The sequence below is a fragment of the Aeromicrobium marinum DSM 15272 genome (assembly GCF_000160775.2).
GTDB lineage: Bacteria > Actinomycetota > Actinomycetes > Propionibacteriales > Nocardioidaceae > Aeromicrobium > Aeromicrobium marinum.
Window position 1 is genome coordinate 1,389,904 of the sequence record NZ_CM001024.1, and the last position, 19,377, is coordinate 1,409,280.

Below are 19,377 nucleotides of genomic sequence, written 5' to 3' on the forward strand. Positions count from 1 at the left end.
GGGACCTGCCCGGCCGTCGGCGTTGCGGGCTCGCCCCGGTCTGTCAGGATGGGTCGCATGATCTTCATCGTCGCCAAGTTCCAGGTCAGGCCCGACTGGTCCGACCGTTGGATCGACCTCGCCACCCCGTTCACCGAGGCGACCCGCGCCGAGCCGGGCAACCTGTGGTTCGAGTGGTCCCGCAGCGTCGAGGACCCGAACGAGTTCGTGCTCGTCGAGGCGTTCCGTGACGGGGAGGCCGGCGGCGCCCACGTGAACAGCGAGCACTTCGCCACCGCCATGGCGACCCTCCCCCAGGCTCTGGCCGCGACCCCGCGCATCGTGAGCGAGGAGATCGGCCAGGACGGCTGGAACCTCATGGGTGAGATGAGCGTCGACTGAGCCCGCCGGACAAGATCTGCACGGCGTGCGGGCGCACCATCTCGTGGCGCAAGAAGTGGGAGCGCGACTGGGCCGACGTCCGGTACTGCAGCGCGGCGTGCCGCAGGCGAGGTGTCTCGCCCACCGACCGGGCACTCGAGGCATCCATCCTCACCCTGCTCGACGCCCGGGCCGACGACGCGACCATCTGCCCCTCCGAGGCGGCACGCCAGGTCGGCGGGGAGCAGTGGCGCGAGCTGATGGAACCGGCTCGACGCGCAGCCCGACGACTCGTCGAGGCCGGAAGGGTCCAGATCACCCAGGCCGGCCACGTGGTCGACCCGTCCACCGCGAAGGGTCCGATCCGTATCCGCAGGACGCCGTGACGCACCCCCGCGGTCAGGCGGCGGGGACGTATTCGAGGTGGGTGGTGATGGGGAGGTAGATCTCGGAGGTCAGGTACCTGGTGACTGGTGGTGGGTCGGGTTCGTGCGGCAGGACCCAGCGCAGGACCCCGTGGCCCTTCATCGAGTGGTGCCGCCGGCACAGCGCCCACATGTTGTCGCCCGAGGTGTCCCCTGCGGGCCAGGGTCTGCGGTGGTCCAGGTCACACCGGTCAGCCGGTACCAGGCATCCGGGGGCCTGGCAGACCCCGTCGCGGAACCTGATCGCTTTGGCGAGGATCTCGGGGGCGTAGCGGCCGTGGTACTCATGAGCCAGCACGTCCCCGGTCACCGGGTGCAACACCATCCGGTGCCAGAACGCCCCACCGTGCTCGGCCAGGTTCAGCGCCAGGTCGGTGATCCACTGTGCGGGAACACCCCACGACCCGTCGGCCGCCTCGGCGAACCCCGCACGGGCACCGGCGAGGATGTCGGCGGTGACCGTGACCGCAACATCAGCACCCATGGCCGCCTGACCGGACTCGTTGGTGGTCAGCCACGCCGCGAACAGGTCCGCACGGCGTTGGGCCTTCGTCCGCGGGTCGTCAGCACCGAACGCGATGGCTTCCTTCGTCAGGCGCTTGTCGATCGCAGCAGCAACGTGGGACGGCAGGTACGCGGTCAACCACGCCATCCCGTCATCGGTGTGGCGGACCTCCACACACCGGTGCTTGCGCTCCTCCTCCGCACGTTCGACCGCGAGGTCGCCCTCGACCCGGCGGACGAACCGCCGCAACCACGCCCGCAACTCCGCCACCGTGTGACCGGATGCGTAGGCGACGACCTTCGCGTCCAGGCGGGCCTTCGACTCGGTGCGGACCAGCTTGTCCAGGGTCAGACCGATCTCGCGGACCCGGGCACCATCGACCATCCCGGCACGAAACGCCGCCCACACCGATGGTGCGTCCTCGACCACCCGATCAGCGACCGCGAACCGGTTCATCACCTGGGACTCGGACAACCCCAACGCCTGACCGATGGACCACACCACGCCGTCGCGCTCGACCCGCTGCCGCACCACCCCGTCCAGCTCCCGCACCCGCACACACTCGGTGTCACGGAACCGCAGCATCGCGACCCATTCGGAGGCCTCGGCACGGGCGCGGGCCCGCGCCAGCACGGTCAGATGCCCCGCCGCCTCACGCTCCCCGATGTCCATACATCCAACCTAGACGTCACCACTGACACCCACTTTCTGCCCGCAAACCCGGCCATCAGGTCCCGCTCAGGGTCGCGACCAGGTGTTCGCCAGCCCGAGCCTGCGAGGGCGTGAGCGAAGCGAGGCGAACCTTGCGCCACCCGCCGCCTCGGGCTCCGCCCTCACGCTCGCTCCGCTCCCTGGCGACCAGAGGGGGCGTGGTCTCGAGGCTGCTCGTTCCTCGCAGCACCTCAACCACCGAGAACACGCCACCACGCGTTCGCCAGCCCGAGCCTGCGAGGGCGTAAGCGCAGCGGGGCGAACCCAGCGTGAGCGTCGCCTCGGGCTCCGCCCTCACGCTCGCTCCGCTCCCTGGCGACCATGAGGGGCGTGGTTTCGAGGCTGCCCGTTCCTTGCAGCACCTCAACCACCGCGCCGTCGCGACCAGGTGTTCGCCAGCCCGAGCTTGCGAGGGCGTGAGCGAAGCGAGGCGAACCCCACGTGACTGTCCGCCTCGGGCTCGTCCCTCGCCCTCACGGTCGCTGCGCTCCCTGGCGACCGCATCGCGACGCGCCGCCACGGCCTACCATCGGGCATGGCCGATCGACCGAGCTTCGAGTTCGCCACCGTGAGTGCGGTGACCGATCGGGTGTGGATCGGTGGTGACCTGTCGATCCACCGCTCCGACCTCGCGCGTCAGCAGGCCGACGAGCTGGTCGAGCACGGCCTGACCCACGTGGTCGACTGCCGGTCCGAGCTCGACGACGCGGTCCGGTGGCGCCGACACCCGGCGGTCGACTACCTCAACCACCCCATGGACGACGCCGGCCAGGAGGTTCCGGACGAGTGGTTCGACGAGGCGGTCGAGCACCTGCAGACCGCTCTGCTCGACCCTGCCGCCGTCGTCCTCACCCACTGTCATGCCGGGGTCAACCGCGGGCCCTCACTCGGCTTCGCCCTGTTGCTGGCCGAGGGATGGGACCCGGTCGAGGCGATCGGTCGGATCCGCAGCGCCCGACTGATCGCCCACACCTTCTACGCCGAGCAGGCGCTGCGGTGGCACCACGAGCGGACCGGGACTCCTGCGGCACAACGCCGTGACGAGCGGGCCGCGCTGACCGAGTGGCGCCGCCGGCACCCCGTGTCCCTCCGGCACGTGATGGGGCGCTGAGTCTCAGCCGCTGAAGCCCGGGTACGCCAGGAAGAACACCACGGCCGCGGCCGCTGCACCGAAGTAGAGCACCGACAGGACCAGCGACCCGAGGCGGAAGCGGATGCGGCCCGCGCCCCGCACCAGCAGCACGGCGGCAGCCACCGGCAGCAGCACCCAGAAGATCCCGCCCGCGGTCCCGAACACGTCGGACGGGAAGGTCAGCCCGGCCGCACCGACCGCCAGCGCCAGCGCCCACACATAGACGGGGAACAGCATCGGCAGCGAGCCGGCAGCTGCCGCTCTCGCAGCCGCCCGGATGCTGCGTCCGGCGTCGTCGGCCAGCACCCTCCCGGTTCTCGTCGCACCGACGGCGGGCCCACCGAGGTCGGTCACGAAGCCGTCCCTGCGCCGCAGGACCAGCAGTGCGACGGCCACGGCGAGCAACCACCAGGCGGTGCCGTTGGCGTCCGACCACGCACCCGGCCGGTACTCCCCCGGAACGATCCATGACAGGCCCCACACCAGCCCGGGCACGAGCGCGACGACGAACGCGCACACGGCCAGACCGGCGCCGTAGGTGCCGAGCTTGCTCCACCGGGTCACGGGGGACGCCTGCACCGGCGACGGGTACGGCGGGGGTGACGGAGCGGGCGCCGGCACGGGCGCGACGTGGCCGGTCCGCACGTCGTCCGGCGCGGGGCCGGTCGGCATCGGCGGAGGCCCGGCCGCCGGCACACCGACCGCCGTCACCGCGGCGAGCATCTGCCGCACGTCGCCGTAGCGGTCGGCGGGGTCGATCGCCATCGCCCGCATGACCACCGCAGCCAGCTCGGCCCCGACGTTCGGGGCGAACGCCCGTGGATCGGGCCGCGGATCGTGGCGGTGCGCCATCAGCTGCGCCGACATGGTGCCCTCGAACGGCGACCGACCGGTCAGGCACTCGTACAGCAGGCAGCCGACCGAGTAGATGTCGCTGCGCTCGTCGGCGCGCCCGTCGGACTGTTCGGGAGCCATGTACGGCGGGGTCCCGGCGATCGTGGCGGTGGCGTCGGACGCCGCCCGGGCGATGCCGAAGTCGACGATCTTCACGCCACCGGTGGGGGTGACCAGCACGTTGGCCGGTTTGATGTCGAGGTGCAGGATGTCGGCGGCGTGGCAGGCCACGAGTCCCTCGAGCACGCCACGTACGACCAGCACCGACCTCGGACTCGGCCCACGGTCGGCGAGCAGCTGGCGCAGGGAGGTGCCCTCGACCAGCTCCATCACCAGCTGCGGGGTCACCTCACCGTCGCCGTCGGTGAGGTTCACCAGGTCGTGGACGGTGACGACGTTGGGGTGTGAGACCCGGGCCAGGGTCTCGACCTCGCGAGTGATGCGGCGCATGGCGCGCGGGTCGTCGGTGAGGACGTGCGAGAACCGCTTGACGGCGACCTCGCGACCCAGCTGGCGGTCCCTCGCCCGGAACACCACGCCGTGGTTGCCCGCACCGATCCGGGCCAGCAGCTCGAAGCGGGCGTCGGCGACCCCGGGCACGGGTGACGTGACCGACGGGTCGGACATCGCGCTGCTCCTCCCGGTCACCGGACGGGTCGCGGTGGTGCGGCCCGTCCAGCCATTGTCACCGGCGCGTGGTGAGGCCCTCGACATGGACCGTCCCCTGCGCGTCGCTCGAGGGTGTCGTCGTGGCCGTGACGCGCACCCCGGCGAGCCGCAGCTCGGCGCCGTCGCGGAGGGTCGTCCACTGCCCGTCGCCGACCCGTTCGCCGTCGACGGTCGTGCCGTTGGTGCTGCCGAGGTCTTTGACCTGCCAGTCCCCGCTCCGCAGGCGCACGGCCGCGTGGCGGTAGGAGACCTCGGGGTCGTCGAGCACCAGCGGGCTCGCGGCGTGGCGCCCCAGCACGGCGTCGACTCCGGCCGGGACCGAGACGACGTCGTCACCCCGGCGCAGTCGCAGAACCCCTGCAACGGCGACGGTGGAGTCCGCCGGGAACCGCGCCGTGTGGTCCGCCGGGCGGGGCCGCGGCCGGGCAGCCGCCACGTCGGGGTCGGGTCCGGGGCCGACCATGACGTCCCAGCCGAACCCGCGCGGAGGACGGTCCGACGCGCGGGCGGAGCGGGTCCCACGGGCCGGCGGCACCCATCCGGCCCGGAGTCCGGGGTCGACCTGCACGGTGACGGTCACCTCGTCCGGCACGGCCCACCCCTCGCGACGGGAATGCGCGAGGTAGACCGTCGCCCCGTCGGCACCCAGCCGGTCGAGGTCGCCGTCGGGGTCGAGACGGTCCACGTCCTCCGGGGCCAGTCGCACGGTCAGCTCGCTGAAGGCCAACCGTTCGCCGCTGGGCATGATGACGTGCTGACCGGTGAGTGCCCGCACGAAGCGGCGACGCAGCACGCCGGCCGATCCGGTGGGGTACGACACCAGCTTGGCAGCGACCTCGGTCGCCGCGGCCTTCTTGGTGTCCGTGCCGAAGACGCTCTGCGCGACCCGCAGGGCCACCGCCACGACGGCGACGAACACGAGCAGGCCGATCAGACTGGTCAGGAGTCCGGAGAGGGTGCTGGTCATGACATCATCCTCGGAGTCCGAGCGCGCCCACGTCGAGGCGCGGCGGAACACGTTCCACGGAGGAGGTCCGGTGCTGCGCATCACCTGGTCGGCCGGCACCCGGTCCGGCACCGCCTCGCTCGATCCGGGCGGCACGTTCGTCGTGGTGCGCCGGATGAACCTGCCCGAGGCCGAGCCCGTGCAGACGGTGGAGACCGACGGCTCGACCTTCCTGATGCTGCGACTGCCGTACGTGAGCGACCCCGCCCTCGTCGTGCGCGCCACCGCCGGCCAGCCCGTCGTGCACCGCGGACAGCGGGCCAACGGTGCCGTGGTCGAGCTGACGCCGCCGCACGGCGACGTGACGAGCCCGGCGCCGGGTCAGAGCATCTCGTTGACCGAGAGCGGCACTCGGATCGACCTGCGCTACCCGGACCTGCAGGTGTGCGTGACGGCACACTTCGACCGGCTCCCGAGCCCCCGGGCCGATTCCGGGACGGTGCAGCTGGGCGTCGACTCGCTCCAGCACGACGACAGCTGGCTGGTCGCGGCGATCGCGGTGGCGCTCTCGCCGGACCACGGCGTGGTGTCCCACGGCCGGCTGAAGGCCGCCTTCGCGCAGTGGCGCGGTGTCGACGAGCCCAGCGACGGGACGTTCGACCGCAACGTGCTGCGGCCTGCCCTGGAGGCCAGGACCCTGGAGCTGCCCGGCGCCCGCCTCAACAAGATCGTGTACCTCGTGGAGCGCTGCCGCCGCACGGCGGAGTTCCCCGAGCACGTGCTCGAGGAACTCCGCCGGCAGCTGGGCGACTGAGTCACCGCACGGGTGGGCTCAGATCTCGCCCTCCGCGTGCTTCACGATGAGCTCGCTCTTGCCCGGGTAGCGCACCTCCTCGACCACGGCCTGCATGATCGCCGACGGCTCCTTGGTGAACTGCGAGACGACCACGGTGACGATGAAGTTCAACGCCATGCCGATCGCTCCGAAGCCCACCGGGGCGATGTCGTAGAGCGGGTCGTTGCCCAGGAAGATGGGCGCGGACTCGCTCGGCAGCGTCCAGATGAAGTACGCCATCGTGACGACCAGGCCGACGGCCATGCCCGATGCCGCACCGGCAGCGGTGCACTTCTTCCAGAAGATGCCCAGCACGAGCATCGGGAAGAAGCTGGCCGCCGCCAGACCGAAGGCCAAGGCGACCACCTGGCCTGCGAACCCGGGCGGGTTGATGCCCAGCCAGCCGGCCACCAGCACCGCGACGGCCATCGAGATCCGCGCCACCACCAGCTGCTTCTTCTCGTCCGCCAGCGGGTTGATCCGCTTGTGGTAGACGTCGTTGGCGACCGACGACGAGATCACCAGGAGCAGACCGGAGGCGGTCGACAGCGCCGCTGCCAGTGCACCGGCTGCCACGAGTCCGACGATCGGCGCCGGCAGTCCCGCGATCTCCGGCGAGGCGAGCACGAGGATGTCGTTGTTGATCAGCACCTCGTTGCCGGCCCCACCGGCGAAGTCGATCGCCCCGTTGCCATTGAGGTCGGTGACGGCTCCACCGTCGAGGCCGGTGACCAGCCCGGCGTTGGTCCAGGTCTCGAACCACGACTGGTCGGCCAACGTTCCCGCCTGGGAGTCGCTCAGGATGTTGAACTTCGAGAACGCCGCGACGGTGGGGGCCGTCGTGTAGAGCAGCGCGATGAAGAACAACGCCCACAGCGCCGAGTACCGGGCCGCCCGCACGCTCTTGGCGGTGTAGAACCGCACGATCACGTGCGGCAGGCCGGCCGTGCCGAACATCAGCGTCGCCGTCAGCAGGAACATGTTGAGCTGGCTGTTGCCGGTCAGCGCCGAGGTGTACTCGCCGAACCCGAGCTCGCTCTGCAGTGCCTCGAGCTCGGTCAGGATCTGGCCGAAGCCGATCTGCGGGACCGGGATGTCGGTCAGCTGGGTCGAGATCGCCACGGCCGGGATCAGGTAGGCCACGATCAGCACGGAGTACTGGCACACCTGGGTCCAGGTGATGCCCTTCATGCCGCCGAGCACGGCGTAGAAGAACACGATCGCCATGCCGATCAGCACGCCGACCGAGGTGTCGACGGCCAGGAACCGGCTGAACACCACGCCGACGCCGGCCATCTGGCCGACGACGTACACGAGGGAGATGACGATCGCGGCGACGACCGCGATCAGACGGGCCGACTCGTTGTAACGGTCACCCACGAAGTCCGGCACGGTGTACTTGCCGAACTTGCGCAGGTACGGCGCCAGCAGCATCGCCAGCAGCACGTAGCCGCCGGTCCAGCCCATGAGGAACGCCGACCCGGAGTAGCCGTTGTAGGTCAGGGCGATGAGGCCGGCCATCGAGATGAACGACGCTGCGCTCATCCAGTCGGCGGCGATCGCGGCACCGTTGGCCGGAGCCGGGATGCCGCCACCGGCCACGTAGAAGCCGGCCGTGTCCGACACCCGGCTGGAGTAGGCGACGTAGATGTAGACGGCGAACGTCGCGACGACGAAGACGAGGGTCCACGCTTGGATCTCGGTCATGAGTGGTGAACCTCCGCGTCCTCTTCCTCGATGCCGTACTTCGCGTCGAGCTTGTCCATCCGCCAGACGTAGACGGCGATCAGCCCGAGGAAGACGAGGATCGAGCCCTGGTTGGCGAACCAGAAGCCGAGTGGGAACCCGGCGATCTCGACGTTGTTCAGCGCGTCGGCGAGGAAGATCCCGGCCCCGAACGACACGAGCGCCCAGATGGTCAGCAGGACCGCCATCAGCCTGAGGTTGCTGCGCCAGTACTCCTGGCGCGACGCTTCATCCATGAATTGCTCCGATCGTTGTCAGCAAGCGAGCGGACGAGACGGCCGCCAGGATGAACCAAGCAAGCGGGCAGCAACCCGGTCAAGGTAGAAACGTGGCCTGGATCACACGGGTCTGTGAACGGCGCGGATGGCTCGACCAGCGGCTCACGGACCGCCCCAAGGGTCCACGAAAGCCTGCCGTTCGACCGCTCGTCGCCGCCGACCGACCGCCCGTCGCGCCCCACCGACCGACCGTCGGACGACGAACGGCCCTGCGCACCTCGCAAGCCCCCTGACCCGGCGGCGAGGGCGGTTATCGTCGGATCATGAGCAGCAGCGGACTGACCGGAGCGTCGACCCGGACCACCACCCGACAGCCGATCCACCCCGGACGCAAGCGTCTCGGCGCGGCGACGGCCCTGGTGATGGTGGGGTCGTTCATGCCGTGGGTGAGCACCCAGCTGGGCAACCTCTCCGGCGCCGGGGGCCCCGGCATCTGGACCTTCTACGCCGCGATGCTGGGCCTGGGCGGGGCGCTGCTGCCGCTGCGCCGGCTCGCCGCTCTGCAGGCCGCGATCGTGGCCGGGGTCGCCGTCGCCCTGCCGGTCTGGCAGCTGGCCCGCATCGTCGACACCGTCGGCTTCGGCGGCTGGATGCCCGGTCCGGGCATCGTGCTGGTGCTGGGCGGTGGCGTGCTGGCCGGCGTCGCCGCCGTGCAGCTGGCGCGCGAGGCCTGACGACCCCGCGGGGGCTCAGCCCTTGGCGTCGCCGGTCTCGGGGTCGATCCGTTCGTCGATCGACTCCTCCACGTCGGGGCCGGAGCTGAAGACGACCTCCTCGGCGGTCTCGACGTGCTCGTCGGCCAGCAACGGGTTGACCTCGGCCTTCGGGGCGGGGCGCGCCCGGGCCTTCTTCGGGGCGGCCGCCTTCGCCTTCGCCTCGTCGGCCTTCTTCGACGCCTGATCGGTCGCTTCCTCGACCGTCTGGGTGGCCTTGGACTTGGCGTCCTCGACACGGGCGGCGGCGGTGCGCTTGGCCTGCTCGACCGTGTCGGTGGCCTTCTCCGCGGCGTCCTCGGCGGCGCCCTTCACCGTGTCGACGACGTCCTCGACGCGGGGGTCGTCCGAGACCTTGGCGGCGGCCTCACGAGCGAGGTCCTCGGCGCGGTCGGCGGCCTGCTGCACGCGCGGGTCGGCCTTGGCCTGCTGCGCGAGCCGCACGATCTCCTCGTACCGTTCACGCCCGGCCTTGGCACCGAGCACGTAGCCGCCGGCGAAGGCCGCGGCGAGGGTGAGCTTCTTGACGGGGTGGCGAAGGATGCGCATGTCCGCACGGTACCCACCGACGACGACACCACACCTGCCGGTGCAGGTGTGGTGTCGTCAGGTGGAGCGAGGTTCAGTCGTCGGAGACGACCACGTTCACCTCGATGTTGCCGCGGGTCGCGTTCGAGTACGGGCACACCTGGTGGGCCTTGTCGGCCAGCGCCTGCGCCTCGTCGTGCGGCAGGTCCGGGATGACGACCTCGAGGGTCACGGCCAGCTCGAAGCCGCCCTTGCCGTCGGAGCCGATGCTGACCTTCGCGCCGACCGAGGAGTCACCCAGGGTGGCCTTCTCGGAGCGGGCGACGGCCTGCAGCGCGCCGTGGAAGCACGCGGCGTAGCCGGCCGCGAAGAGCAGCTCGGGGTTGGCCGCTCCCCCGGCGCCGCCCATGTCCTTCGGGACGGCGAGGTCGAGGTCGAGCTGGCCGTCGTTGGTGCGGACGTGGCCGTCGCGGCCGCCTCCGGTGGCGAGGGCTTCGGCGGTGTACAGGGCATCCATGGTGTTCCTCCTGGTGGTGGATGGATCGTGCAGGAAAGGGGTGGGTCAGGCGCTGGTGTGGTCGAGCGACGCGACGCGGCGCGCGAGGGTCAGCAGGGTGGCGAACTCGGAGTCGTCGAGGTCGATCGTCTCGACCAGGCACTGCTGCACGCTCTCGGCGTGGTCGCCGAGCTCGCGGCCGGCAGCCGTGAGGTGCACGTGGACGCGGCGTTCGTCGGCGGCCGACGGGCGCCGCTCGACCAGCCCCTGCACCTGCATCCGCTTCAGCAGCGGCGACAGGGTGCCGCTGTCGAGCTTGAGCCGCAGCCCGAGCTCCGTGACGGACGGCCCGTCGGACTCCCACAGCGCCATCAGCACGAGGTACTGCGGGTACGTCAGACCGAGCCGGGTGAGCGGCTCGCGGTAGGCGCCGGTCAGCGCCCGCGAGGCCGCGTGCAGCGCGAAGCACAGCTGGTCGTCGAGTCGTACCGTGGTCATGTCACAACCGTTGCACACAACTTGGTTGTGCACAACCCCGACTACTCCCCCTGCAGCCGCCGCAGCACCTCGGGACCGCCGAAGCGCTCGATCATCTCCGGATCGCCGCACACCACGAGGTGGTCACGGGCGCGCGAGAGCCCGACGTACAGCCGCTCCTTCGCGCGGGCCAGGTCGGCGGTGTCGTTGACGGCGACGACGACCGCCGGCCGCTCCAGCCCCTTGAACCCCAGGACGGTGCCGTAGAAGACCTGGTCGGTGTCCCAGAACGACGCCCAGTAGGCGTCCTGCCCCTGCTCGAGGCGGTTGAGCTGCTCCTGGTGGCGCGACTGCGTGGTGAGCAGCGCGAGGTCGGAGGGCTGCCACCCCTCGTCGAGCAGCCGTTCGACCTCGTCGTCGGCGATGGACGACGCGTCCTCGCGGGCGCACGGCACGAACCGCACCGCCGGCCCGGACTCGGTGCCCAGCCGCATGCGGTTGGGCACCATGGGCTCGAAGGCCTCGCCGATCTCCTTGGTGTTGCGCAGGTTGCGGTCGAGCACGAGCGGCACGAGCCCGCCCGGCAGCTTGCCGAACCGCTGGAAGATCCGCTGGCCCTCGTCGGAGTAGACGTAGAGCCGGTCGTCCTCGTACTTGAGCGCCTCCAGCACCACCGGCCACCAGTCGTCGGCGAAGTCCTGCGCCTCGTCGATCACGATCGCGTCGAACAGCTCCGCGACCGGCTGCCGGCCGGCGAGGTCGAGCAGGGTCGCCGGGAGCTCGACCTCCCAGAAGTGCTGGTCGTTGTTGTCGCGGTCGACCTGGTGGCCCCACATCGCCCCGATGTCGTGGAAGGTGCCGACGTAGGCGGGGCGGTCCGTCGGGACGAAGGTCGACACCCGGCGGCGCATCCACTCACTGAGTCCGCGCGTGTACGACAGGAGGGCGACCCGCAGACCGGAGGCCGCCAGCCGACGGGCCTGCTCGACCGCCAGCCAGGTCTTGCCACTGCCGGCTCCCCCACGCACCTCGACCCGGGTGAGGGCCTGCGTGGCGTCGAGGATGTTGGCCTGCTCGGCGCTGAGCCGCTCGACCAGCTCGTCGCGGTGCGCGACGGCCTCCTCGATCGTGGCGCTGGTGAGCCGCTTCGGCGTGAAGCGGCCGGCCAGGGCGTCGTGGATCGCCAGGGCGTCCGAGGGGTCCGGCACGCGGTAGCCGGAGTCCTGCACGGCCAGCAGGTTGCGGAGCCGGGTGGCGATCTCGCCCAGGTCGTCGCGGTCGATCACCATGTCGCGGCTGCAGTCGGGGGTGCCGAATCTGCGGTCGAACTCGGAGTGCGGGAAGGCGACCGCGTGAGCCCACCGGATGCGCCGGCGGCCCATCCACGCCGACGACTCCTCGACCCAGTCGCGCAGGACGTGCTTGACCGTCTTGGCCTGGCCGACCGGGTCGATCCGGTGGTCGCCCCCGCGGTGCGCCTGCCACCAGTGCCCGTCCTCGCACCAGACCGAGCCTCCCTTGACCTCGACCACGACCACCCCGGAGCCGTCGAGCACCACCGCGATGTCCAGCTCGTGGTCCCGGGCGCGGGTGGTGAAGGCCTGGTTGGCGATGAGCAGGTCGCGCGGCCCGAGCTGGTCGCGCAGTGCGGTCCAGACGCGCCGTTCCGTGGCGTTCACGAAGTTCGGGTCCTGGGGCCACAACATCGGTCCACTCATGGCTCAGATCCTCGCACCGCGGGTGGACGGATCGGCGCCGCAACACCGCGGGCCGACCGTCGCGTGTCCGCCGGTCACGACGCCGGCCGCCGGCGAGCGAGCTCCTGGTTGGCGACCCTGCGGCAGACCCGCGCGACCCGGCGCCACTTGCGCGCCGACCTCTCGCGCGCGTCGATGACCGACTCCGCACGGCTCGGTCGCTGGGCATCGGCAGCAGTGAGCGCCATCGCGTCGGCGAGTGTCGCCCATCGGCGCAACCGAGGGATGTCGCTGCCCGAGAGGCGCAGGGCCAGGCGGTCCGCATCGACGTCGTTGGTCCAGATGCTGGAGAAGAGAAGCATCAGATCGGTGTCCGGGTGCTCTGCGGCCTCGCGACGCCGCCGCTTGCGCAGCAGCTCGTGCCGCAGGCCTGCGTGCCCCCGGCTGATCCGCAGCATGCCGTTCATCGCCCCCACCAGCTGCTCGGGCACGAACGGCTGGGCCGACACCGACGCGGACGCGATCAGGGTGTCGGCGTCGAGGAAGAACCGGACCTGGGGGTGCCGGCGCGAGAGCCGGTCGACGGCGCGGTGCGCCTTGCCGAAGCCGACCTCGGTGGCGAGGATCGTCCACACCTCGACCGAGCGGCGGCTGCGCACCGTGATCCAGACGGCTGCGCCGTCCTCGCCCCGGACCGGGATGTGGCCGTCGCGGTTCTTGTGGGGCGGATGGCCGAACTCCTCCCCCAGCGCGAGGTCGACCCAGTACGTGAGGTCGGCCATCGTGCTGGGACGCACGATGGCCGGGAGCGCCGGCTCCTCGGCGTCCGGTTCCGGCATCCCGCCGAGACCGAGGTCGAGGCCGGTGACCTGCACGAACGCGGGGTGGACGACCTGCCACAGGTCGCGCAGCACCACGCTCGCGGCGTGTGCCAGCCGGTCGACCTCACGCTCGGGCACGATCAGCACGGACGTGTCGGACAGCCACTCGAAACCCAGGTCGAGCAGCACCAGGTCGGCCCGGCCGTCGAGGTCGTACGGCTCCTCGACGTCGTCGTCGCCGCGCCACCACAGCTCGAGCCCGTCGTCACCACGGGTGATCTGCAGGACCGTGCAGTCGACCTCGGCCTCGGGCCGCAGCTCCACGTCACTGTCCCGTCCCGCAGCGAGACCGTCGGCCAGCGCCCGGCGGAACGCGCGCCACGCGGTCTCCACCGCGTCGTCGACGCCCGATCCGCGGGAGGACCTCTCCTCCACCTGCTCCGACTCGTCCATGTCGCACCTCCGGCTCGTCCGCTGATGCGCTCAGCCTAGAGGGCATCGCCGACAAATCAATGCCTGATGCATAACTTCTGGGCGGATGTCGGTCAGGGCCGGCGCTGTTGCCGTTCGGACATGATGCGCTCCATCGCGCGCTTCTGGACCTCGGCGAGGACGTCGAGCCGGTGGTCGGCGTCGAACTCCTCCACCAGGTCGACCAGCTGACAGATGAGGTCCTCGCGCGTGGACAGCCGACTGCGTCGGGGCGGCGCTCCGGACACCTCGGCGGACAGGCTCGAGGCCACGCCGCCCATCCGGACTCCGTCGATCAGGTTGTCCGAAAATCGCTGTGCCTGCAGCACCTCCTCCGGGTCGTCCTCGTCCCGCGGAATGGCAGCCTCCAGCTCCATCGGGCTCATGCCCAGGGCCTCGGCGATCTTGGCGGCCGCCTTGCGCGACGGCTTGCGCAGCCCGGTCTCGATCTGCGACACGTACGGGTACGACAGCTCGGAGCGCTCGGCCAGCTGTGACCGGGTCATGCCCCGGCGCTTGCGGTACTCCACGACGACGCGTCCGAAGGATCTCTCACTTGACACAATTATGCTCCTTGCATCATTCTGTCCGTGCCGAGCATTATGCTCACGGCATAGCCTACCGGAAAGGGGTCGTCATGAGGATCACGACGCGCTTGAACCAGGACCAGTACGGGTGGATGGCCGAGAACCTCGGCAGCCACGACGACGCCTACGTGCTGGTCGACGTGGAGGCCCCCGCCCTGCCGACGCGTGAGGACGCTCTGCCGACCCGCCTGGTCGTCGTCCTGGACCGCAGCGGCTCGATGTCGGGCGCCCGCCTGGACCACGCCAAGCGCGCCCTGCGCCAGGTGGTGGAGGCGCTGTCGCCGAGCGACAGCTTCGGGCTCGTCACCTTCGATCAGCACGTCGAGGTGGCCGTGAACGCCGGACCGGTCACCGACCCCGCCGCGGTGCTGCGCGCCGTCGACGCGGTCCGCCCCGGCGGCAGCACCGACCTCGCCGGCGGCCTGATCGAGGGACTCCGGCAGGCGACCCTGCTCGACGGGGACGCCCGGGTGCTGCTCATCAGTGACGGCCACGCCAACCAGGGGGTCGTCGATCCCGACGCCCTGCAGACGTTCACCGCCCGCCACCTCGATCGAGGGGTCACCACGTCGACCCTCGGCATGGGGCTGGGCTACGACGAGACTCTCCTCGGTGCCGTGTCCCGGGGCGGCACCGGGGAGCAGCACTTCGCCGAGGAGGCCGACACCGCCGTCGGCGCCATCACGGCCGAGTGCGGCGACCTCGCGGCCCAGCGCTTTCTCCAGTGCCGCCTGACGATCGTGCCGGGCAGCTCGATGGCCGGACTGCAGGTCGTCAACGACGTCGCCGTACACGCCGCCGGCGACGGCAGTCAGGTGACGATCGGTGGCCTGCGCCCGGGCGACTCGCGCTCGCTGGTGCTGCAAGTCAGCCCGCACACTGTGAGCCGACCCGGGCGTCGCAAGGTCGCCAAGGTGCACCTGGACTGGGTGTTCGCCGACGACCTGACCGAGCACTCCGCCAGCACCTCGGTGTGGGCGCGGGTGGCCCGCCCCGGCGATCCCCACCCGCAGGTCGACCGCGACGTGACGGCCGAGGTGGTGCTCCAGCGGGCGCTGCGTCGCAAGCGGGCCGCCGTGGCCGCGATGCAGGCCGGTGACACCGACGAGGTCGGCCGGATCGTGGCCAACATCTCCCGGTTCCTCAGCCGCTGGCAGGAGCTCATCCCCCGCAATCGGTGGGACGAGCTGCTCGACGTCGACCGCTCCGCCCAGCGGCTGTGGCAGCAGGCCCGCGACGGGGCCTGGGAGGACCAGAGCCGCATCGCCAAGCTCGAGGTCATGGGCAGCGCCCGCATGTCGCGCAACCGTGACCGCAACCGTCCCACTCCCCCGTCCCGAGATCGAGGAACTTCATGAAGCGCAAGCATGTCGCGGCCCTGGCCGCAGCCGTCGTCCTGGTGGGCGGCGGCGCCACCGCCGGCTGGCTGGTCGTCGAGGACCGCCGCGAGCAGGCGGAGCGCGACGAACGCCGCGCCGAGCGCAAGGCCGACCGCATCGCCAAGGAGGTCGCGGAACGGGCGGCGTACGAGGCCTGTGCGGCCGGCACCCAGCCCTACCTGCAGGCGGTCCAGGCCGTTGACGGTGCGGTGAGCGTCGGCGTCAACCTGAACGAGTACGGCACGCTGGTGCGGGCGGCCTCGATCGCGGCACGCCAGATGCCGTCGGTCGACGCCCAGTGCGGGACGGACGTCGTCGACCATCTCGACGCGGCCATGGTCGAGTACGCGGCGGTGGGGACCCAGTGGAACGACTGCGTCTTCTCCGACGACGACTGCGACGTTGATGCGTTGGACTTCAGCCCCCAGTGGCAGTCCGCGTCCACGACCCTGTCCTTGGTCGAGATGTCGCTGCTGACCCGTGAGCTGGAGACGACGTGAGCGGCCCGGCCTCGTCTCCCGGACCGCACCGGGATCGGCGCCTAGCATGACCGGGGTGAAGTTCCTCGCCACCGCCGACTGGCAGCTCGGCATGACGGCCCACTTCCTGCCCGCCGAGGCGCGCGACCGCTACCGCCAGGCCCGCATCGACGCAATCCGACGCATCGGCGAGATCGCTGCGGCCGAGGGTGCGCAGTTCGTGGTCGTGGCCGGCGACGTGTTCGAGTCCAACCAGCTCGACCGCACGGTGGTCGCGCGTGCGCTGACCGCCATGGGCGAGATGCCCGTGCCGGTGTGGCTGCTGCCCGGCAACCACGACCCCCTCGATGCCGGGTCGATCTACCTGTCCGAGGAGTTCGAGCGCCAGCGCCCCGGCAACGTGCACGTCTTCACCGAACCCGGGCTGCTCGAGGTCGCCGACGGCGTCGACGTCGTCGCGGCGCCGTGGTTCAGCAAGGCCCCGCTGTCGGATCTGGTGAACGACGCCATCGCCGGCGTCGATCCCGACGCGACCCGCGTGCGGATCGTCGTCGGCCACGGCGCCGACTGGACGGCCGACTCCGGCGATCTGAAGTCGGTGAAGGTCGCCGACGTCGAGGCTGCTGCGGCCGCTGGCCGCATCGACTTCTGCGTGCTGGGCGACCACCACTCGCGCCGCCAGGTCGCGGCCCACACCTGGTACCCCGGCACCCCCGAGGTCACCCGCCATCGCGAGCAGGACCCCGGCCACGTGCTGGTCGTCGAGCTCGGCGACGGCGACCCGGTCGTCACCACTCACGACGTGGGGCAGTGGGCGTTCGACGTCGTCGAGGCCGAGCTGAGCTCCCGCGCCGACGTCGACGACCTCGACGCCCGGCTCACGGCGCTCCCCCATCCGGAGCGCCGGGCCGTCAAGCTGCGGTTGACCGGCACGCTGAGCCTGCAGGACAAGGCCCGGCTCGACCTGCGGCTGGAGCACCACGGCAATCTGTTCGGCAGCATCGAGCACTGGGACCGCCACACCGACGTGGCCGTGCTGCCGGCCGACGGCGAGGTCGGCGACCTCGGGCTCACCGGCTGGGCCAAGGACGCCGTCGACGAGCTGGCCGAGGCCGGTCGCACCGAGGGCGCGGGCGGTCAGGCCGCCCGCGACGCGCTCGGCCTGCTCTACCGGCTCAGCGGAGGTGCCGCATGAGGCTGCACCGTGTGACCCTCACGAACTACCGCGGCATCACCGAGTCGACGGTCGAGTTCGCCGACACCGGCGTCACCCTGGTGTGCGGCCCCAACGAGGTGGGCAAGAGCTCGATCCCTGAGGCGCTGGGGCTGATCCGCGAGTTCAAGTCCAGCTCGGGCCACCGGCAGGTGAAGGCGGTCAAGCCCACCCACGTCGACGCCGGCCCGTGCCGGGAGATCTCGGCCGACAGCGACTGCTCTCCTGCCAGCTCGATCAGCAGGGACGTGCGTCCGCCAATATCGAGCACAGGTTCCATCAGGCGGGCCACCAGGTTGGACGGCGGCACCCGCTCGAGCGTAGCGGCCTCTTCCTTGAGTCGCTCAGCCTTGTTGTCGTCGCGGGCGGCCTTCAGCACCGCCTGCTGTCCGTCCTCCCGCTCGACCAGCAGGGCGATCGAGGTCGAGCCCTCACCCAGCCGGCGGACGACAATCATGTCGTCCGCCACCAGATCGCCGGGGACCGCCTCCACTGGGTCGACGAGTCCGCTGTCCTCCGGCGGGCTGGTGATGTCGTTGAGGACCTGGTCCAGCTCGGTGAGGTACTGGTCGATGCCGGCGCAGCGTTCGTGGACCCGCGGGCAGGTCGCGCTCCACACGGCGTCCTCCAGCGCTTCGAGTGGTGAGTCGACGTCGGCGGACAGCATCAGGCCCTCGTCTGACTCGAGCCTGGCCCGCAGGCTCGCTTCGTCAGCGGCGGGAGCCTTCCCAGTGATGACGAGGTAGGACAGCGCGCCGACGGAGAACACGTCGGCGAGTCGGCGGTCGACCGTCATCCCGCGCAGCACCTCGGGCGCGGCATACACACGGTCAGACTCCGCAGCGTGGTCTGCGAGATCACGAGCGTGATGGGTGGTGGTGCTCGACGCCGCATCGGCAGACCCCGCGCTCTGCCAGTCGCGCACCAGAACCCGGGGCATGCCTGACGCCTGCGGGCAGACGGAGACCGACGACGGGTCCAGACCGCGGTGGGCCAGTCCGTGGCCATGGGCGTACCGGATGACCTCGGCGAGCTCGCGGACAACATGCAGCCGGACCTCGATGGTCGCGGCGGCACCGTCGCCGTCCACCCAGGTGCTGAGCGGGACTGCGCCCTCGACGTCCTTAAACACCAGGCCTGCCGCCGCGCCCTCCATCTCGTGGTACTCCGTCGGTGCCACGAGGCCCGGGTGGCTCAGTCCGTACAGCTGCTCGTACTCACGGCGTGCCGCCTGCTGGACCAGTGCCACCTCGCCGGCGCCGGAGCCCTCGGGCACGAACCACCGGCGAACTCGTGCACGTTGGTCGCCGAACGTGGCGTGATGAGCCCGGTGGTCCACCCAGCCCCAGCCCGAACCGAGCTGCTCGTCGTCCAGCACCCACTGGCCGACCTTGATCTCGCGGGAGCGTCGGCGGAGGCCGATCTCGGTCAGCAGCCGTTCGAGCGACTTGCGCTGCGGCGACCCGAGCGGGCCGCCACGCCGCGGCGGCATGCCAAGGCGGTCGACGACGATCCGCCGCATGCCGTTGTTCGTGGCGTCGTCGCGCCCGAACACCAGCTGGCGAACGTTCTCCGGGAGGCCACGCGCGTCAACCGCCGCGCCGTGGAGGAACAGTGACTCGTGCACGAAGGGGATCTCGACGTTGTGCCCGAGCCTCTTCGCGGCCCGTTCGAGCCACTCCTTCAGCGCCTTGGCCTTCGTGCTGGTGAGGCCCAAGGGGTTGCCGCGTCGCTTTGGGTGGGCAAGCCCGGGGTTGTGCTCAAGCCAGTCGTAGTCGTTGCCGGTGATCCGCCCGGCCCATGCCTTGAGTTCCACGAGGTGCAGGCCGGCGGGCCCCAGGACCAGCAGGTCGACCTCGTACTGCCGGCCGTCCTTGTCGATGAACTCGAAGTTGGACCACGCGTGGTAGGGCTCCGACGACGGGAGGTTGTCTCGGACGAACTCCAGGCCTTCGCGCTCGTGGACGAACCGCGACGGGGTGACCTCGGTCCAACGACCTGAGTCAGCCCGCACC

At 71.1% G+C, this 19,377-nt stretch carries 20 protein-coding genes and 1 pseudogene; 9 read left to right on the forward strand and 12 right to left on the reverse strand.

Annotated features, from left to right (window positions below; translation table 11 throughout):
- The first annotated feature begins 57 nt into the window (after positions 1 to 57).
- On the forward strand, positions 58 to 381 hold the full coding sequence (locus HMPREF0063_RS07120) for a putative quinol monooxygenase (protein WP_007077984.1): 324 nt from the start codon (positions 58 to 60) through the stop codon (positions 379 to 381).
- A 38-nt stretch (positions 382 to 419) separates the two neighbouring features.
- Complete coding sequence (locus HMPREF0063_RS17310) at positions 420 to 746, forward strand: DUF3253 domain-containing protein (RefSeq protein WP_211208804.1); 327 nt, start codon at positions 420 to 422, stop codon at positions 744 to 746.
- A 13-nt stretch (positions 747 to 759) separates the two neighbouring features.
- Here HMPREF0063_RS17310 and HMPREF0063_RS07125 read toward each other — a convergent pair whose 3' ends face one another.
- Positions 760 to 1,962, reverse strand: coding sequence for an HNH endonuclease signature motif containing protein (locus tag HMPREF0063_RS07125; RefSeq protein WP_007077986.1), 1,203 nt, complete (start codon positions 1,960 to 1,962; stop codon positions 760 to 762).
- A gap of 574 nt (positions 1,963 to 2,536) precedes the next feature.
- Between HMPREF0063_RS07125 and HMPREF0063_RS07130 the strand changes: the two genes are divergently transcribed.
- Positions 2,537 to 3,112 (forward strand): dual specificity protein phosphatase family protein, encoded by a 576-nt coding sequence (locus HMPREF0063_RS07130; RefSeq protein WP_007077988.1) that lies wholly within the window; start codon positions 2,537 to 2,539, stop codon positions 3,110 to 3,112.
- Between the two features lie 3 nt (positions 3,113 to 3,115).
- Here HMPREF0063_RS07130 and HMPREF0063_RS15735 read toward each other — a convergent pair whose 3' ends face one another.
- Complete coding sequence (locus tag HMPREF0063_RS15735) at positions 3,116 to 4,654, reverse strand: serine/threonine-protein kinase (protein ID WP_007077989.1); 1,539 nt, start codon at positions 4,652 to 4,654, stop codon at positions 3,116 to 3,118.
- 58 nt (positions 4,655 to 4,712) lie between these two features.
- Positions 4,713 to 5,663 (reverse strand): FhaA domain-containing protein, encoded by a 951-nt coding sequence (locus HMPREF0063_RS15740; RefSeq protein WP_050760923.1) that lies wholly within the window; start codon positions 5,661 to 5,663, stop codon positions 4,713 to 4,715.
- Here HMPREF0063_RS15740 and HMPREF0063_RS07145 point away from each other — a divergent pair.
- The gene (locus HMPREF0063_RS07145; RefSeq protein ID WP_040320163.1) at positions 5,662 to 6,456 is read left to right on the forward strand and encodes a hypothetical protein; all 795 of its coding nucleotides are present in this window, start codon (positions 5,662 to 5,664) and stop codon (positions 6,454 to 6,456) included. The genes HMPREF0063_RS15740 and HMPREF0063_RS07145 overlap by 2 nt on opposite strands.
- 18 nt (positions 6,457 to 6,474) lie before the next feature.
- On the opposite strand, the gene HMPREF0063_RS07150 is transcribed toward HMPREF0063_RS07145, so the two are convergent.
- Positions 6,475 to 8,184 (reverse strand): sodium:solute symporter family protein, encoded by a 1,710-nt coding sequence (locus HMPREF0063_RS07150; protein WP_007077992.1) that lies wholly within the window; start codon positions 8,182 to 8,184, stop codon positions 6,475 to 6,477.
- Positions 8,181 to 8,459 carry a DUF4212 domain-containing protein gene (locus tag HMPREF0063_RS07155; protein WP_007077993.1) on the reverse strand — a complete coding sequence of 93 codons (279 nt, stop codon included), beginning with the start codon at positions 8,457 to 8,459 and terminating at the stop codon, positions 8,181 to 8,183. Before HMPREF0063_RS07155 ends, HMPREF0063_RS07150 begins: the two co-directional genes overlap by 4 nt.
- 305 nt (positions 8,460 to 8,764) lie before the next feature.
- Between HMPREF0063_RS07155 and HMPREF0063_RS07160 the strand changes: the two genes are divergently transcribed.
- A complete protein-coding gene (locus HMPREF0063_RS07160; RefSeq protein WP_007077994.1) occupies positions 8,765 to 9,175 on the forward strand; it encodes a hypothetical protein in 411 nt (136 codons plus the stop codon).
- A 15-nt stretch (positions 9,176 to 9,190) separates the two neighbouring features.
- On the opposite strand, the gene HMPREF0063_RS16945 is transcribed toward HMPREF0063_RS07160, so the two are convergent.
- The 6 genes from HMPREF0063_RS16945 to HMPREF0063_RS07190 form a co-directional block, all read right to left on the reverse strand.
- Positions 9,191 to 9,763, reverse strand: coding sequence for a hypothetical protein (locus HMPREF0063_RS16945; protein WP_211208849.1), 573 nt, complete (start codon positions 9,761 to 9,763; stop codon positions 9,191 to 9,193).
- A gap of 73 nt (positions 9,764 to 9,836) precedes the next feature.
- Entirely contained in the window at positions 9,837 to 10,259 is a 423-nt protein-coding gene (locus tag HMPREF0063_RS07170) for an organic hydroperoxide resistance protein (protein ID WP_007077995.1), read from the reverse strand.
- A gap of 45 nt (positions 10,260 to 10,304) precedes the next feature.
- Positions 10,305 to 10,736: a MarR family winged helix-turn-helix transcriptional regulator gene (locus tag HMPREF0063_RS07175; protein ID WP_007077996.1), complete on the reverse strand. Its 432-nt coding sequence runs from the start codon at positions 10,734 to 10,736 to the stop codon at positions 10,305 to 10,307.
- A gap of 41 nt (positions 10,737 to 10,777) precedes the next feature.
- Positions 10,778 to 12,433, reverse strand: a complete 1,656-nt coding sequence (locus HMPREF0063_RS07180; RefSeq protein ID WP_211208760.1) for an NERD domain-containing protein — start codon at positions 12,431 to 12,433, stop codon at positions 10,778 to 10,780.
- Between the two features lie 74 nt (positions 12,434 to 12,507).
- Positions 12,508 to 13,686, reverse strand: a complete 1,179-nt coding sequence (locus HMPREF0063_RS07185; protein ID WP_007077998.1) for a T3SS (YopN, CesT) and YbjN peptide-binding chaperone 1 — start codon at positions 13,684 to 13,686, stop codon at positions 12,508 to 12,510.
- Between the two features lie 92 nt (positions 13,687 to 13,778).
- A complete protein-coding gene (locus HMPREF0063_RS07190) occupies positions 13,779 to 14,267 on the reverse strand; it encodes a helix-turn-helix domain-containing protein (RefSeq protein ID WP_156794058.1) in 489 nt (162 codons plus the stop codon).
- Positions 14,268 to 14,341: 74 nt separating this feature from the next.
- Here HMPREF0063_RS07190 and HMPREF0063_RS07195 point away from each other — a divergent pair, with 74 nt between their 5' ends.
- From HMPREF0063_RS07195 to HMPREF0063_RS17315, 4 genes are read left to right on the forward strand one after another with little or no spacing between them, the layout of a single operon-like run.
- On the forward strand, positions 14,342 to 15,649 hold the full coding sequence (locus tag HMPREF0063_RS07195; protein ID WP_007078000.1) for a vWA domain-containing protein: 1,308 nt from the start codon (positions 14,342 to 14,344) through the stop codon (positions 15,647 to 15,649).
- Positions 15,646 to 16,170, forward strand: a complete 525-nt coding sequence (locus tag HMPREF0063_RS07200; RefSeq protein ID WP_007078001.1) for a hypothetical protein — start codon at positions 15,646 to 15,648, stop codon at positions 16,168 to 16,170. The genes HMPREF0063_RS07195 and HMPREF0063_RS07200 overlap by 4 nt, the downstream gene beginning before the upstream one ends.
- Before the next feature lie 55 nt (positions 16,171 to 16,225).
- Positions 16,226 to 17,344 carry a metallophosphoesterase family protein gene (locus tag HMPREF0063_RS07205; protein ID WP_040320165.1) on the forward strand — a complete coding sequence of 373 codons (1,119 nt, stop codon included), beginning with the start codon at positions 16,226 to 16,228 and terminating at the stop codon, positions 17,342 to 17,344.
- On the forward strand, positions 17,341 to 18,108 hold the full coding sequence (locus HMPREF0063_RS17315) for an AAA family ATPase (protein ID WP_425358306.1): 768 nt from the start codon (positions 17,341 to 17,343) through the stop codon (positions 18,106 to 18,108). Before HMPREF0063_RS07205 ends, HMPREF0063_RS17315 begins: the two co-directional genes overlap by 4 nt.
- An 11-nt stretch (positions 18,109 to 18,119) precedes the next feature.
- Here the strand turns inward: HMPREF0063_RS17315 and HMPREF0063_RS17320 are convergent.
- Positions 18,120 to 19,376 (reverse strand): annotated as a pseudogene (locus HMPREF0063_RS17320) (NERD domain-containing protein); the annotation flags it as partial.
- Position 19,377 lies beyond the last annotated feature (1 nt).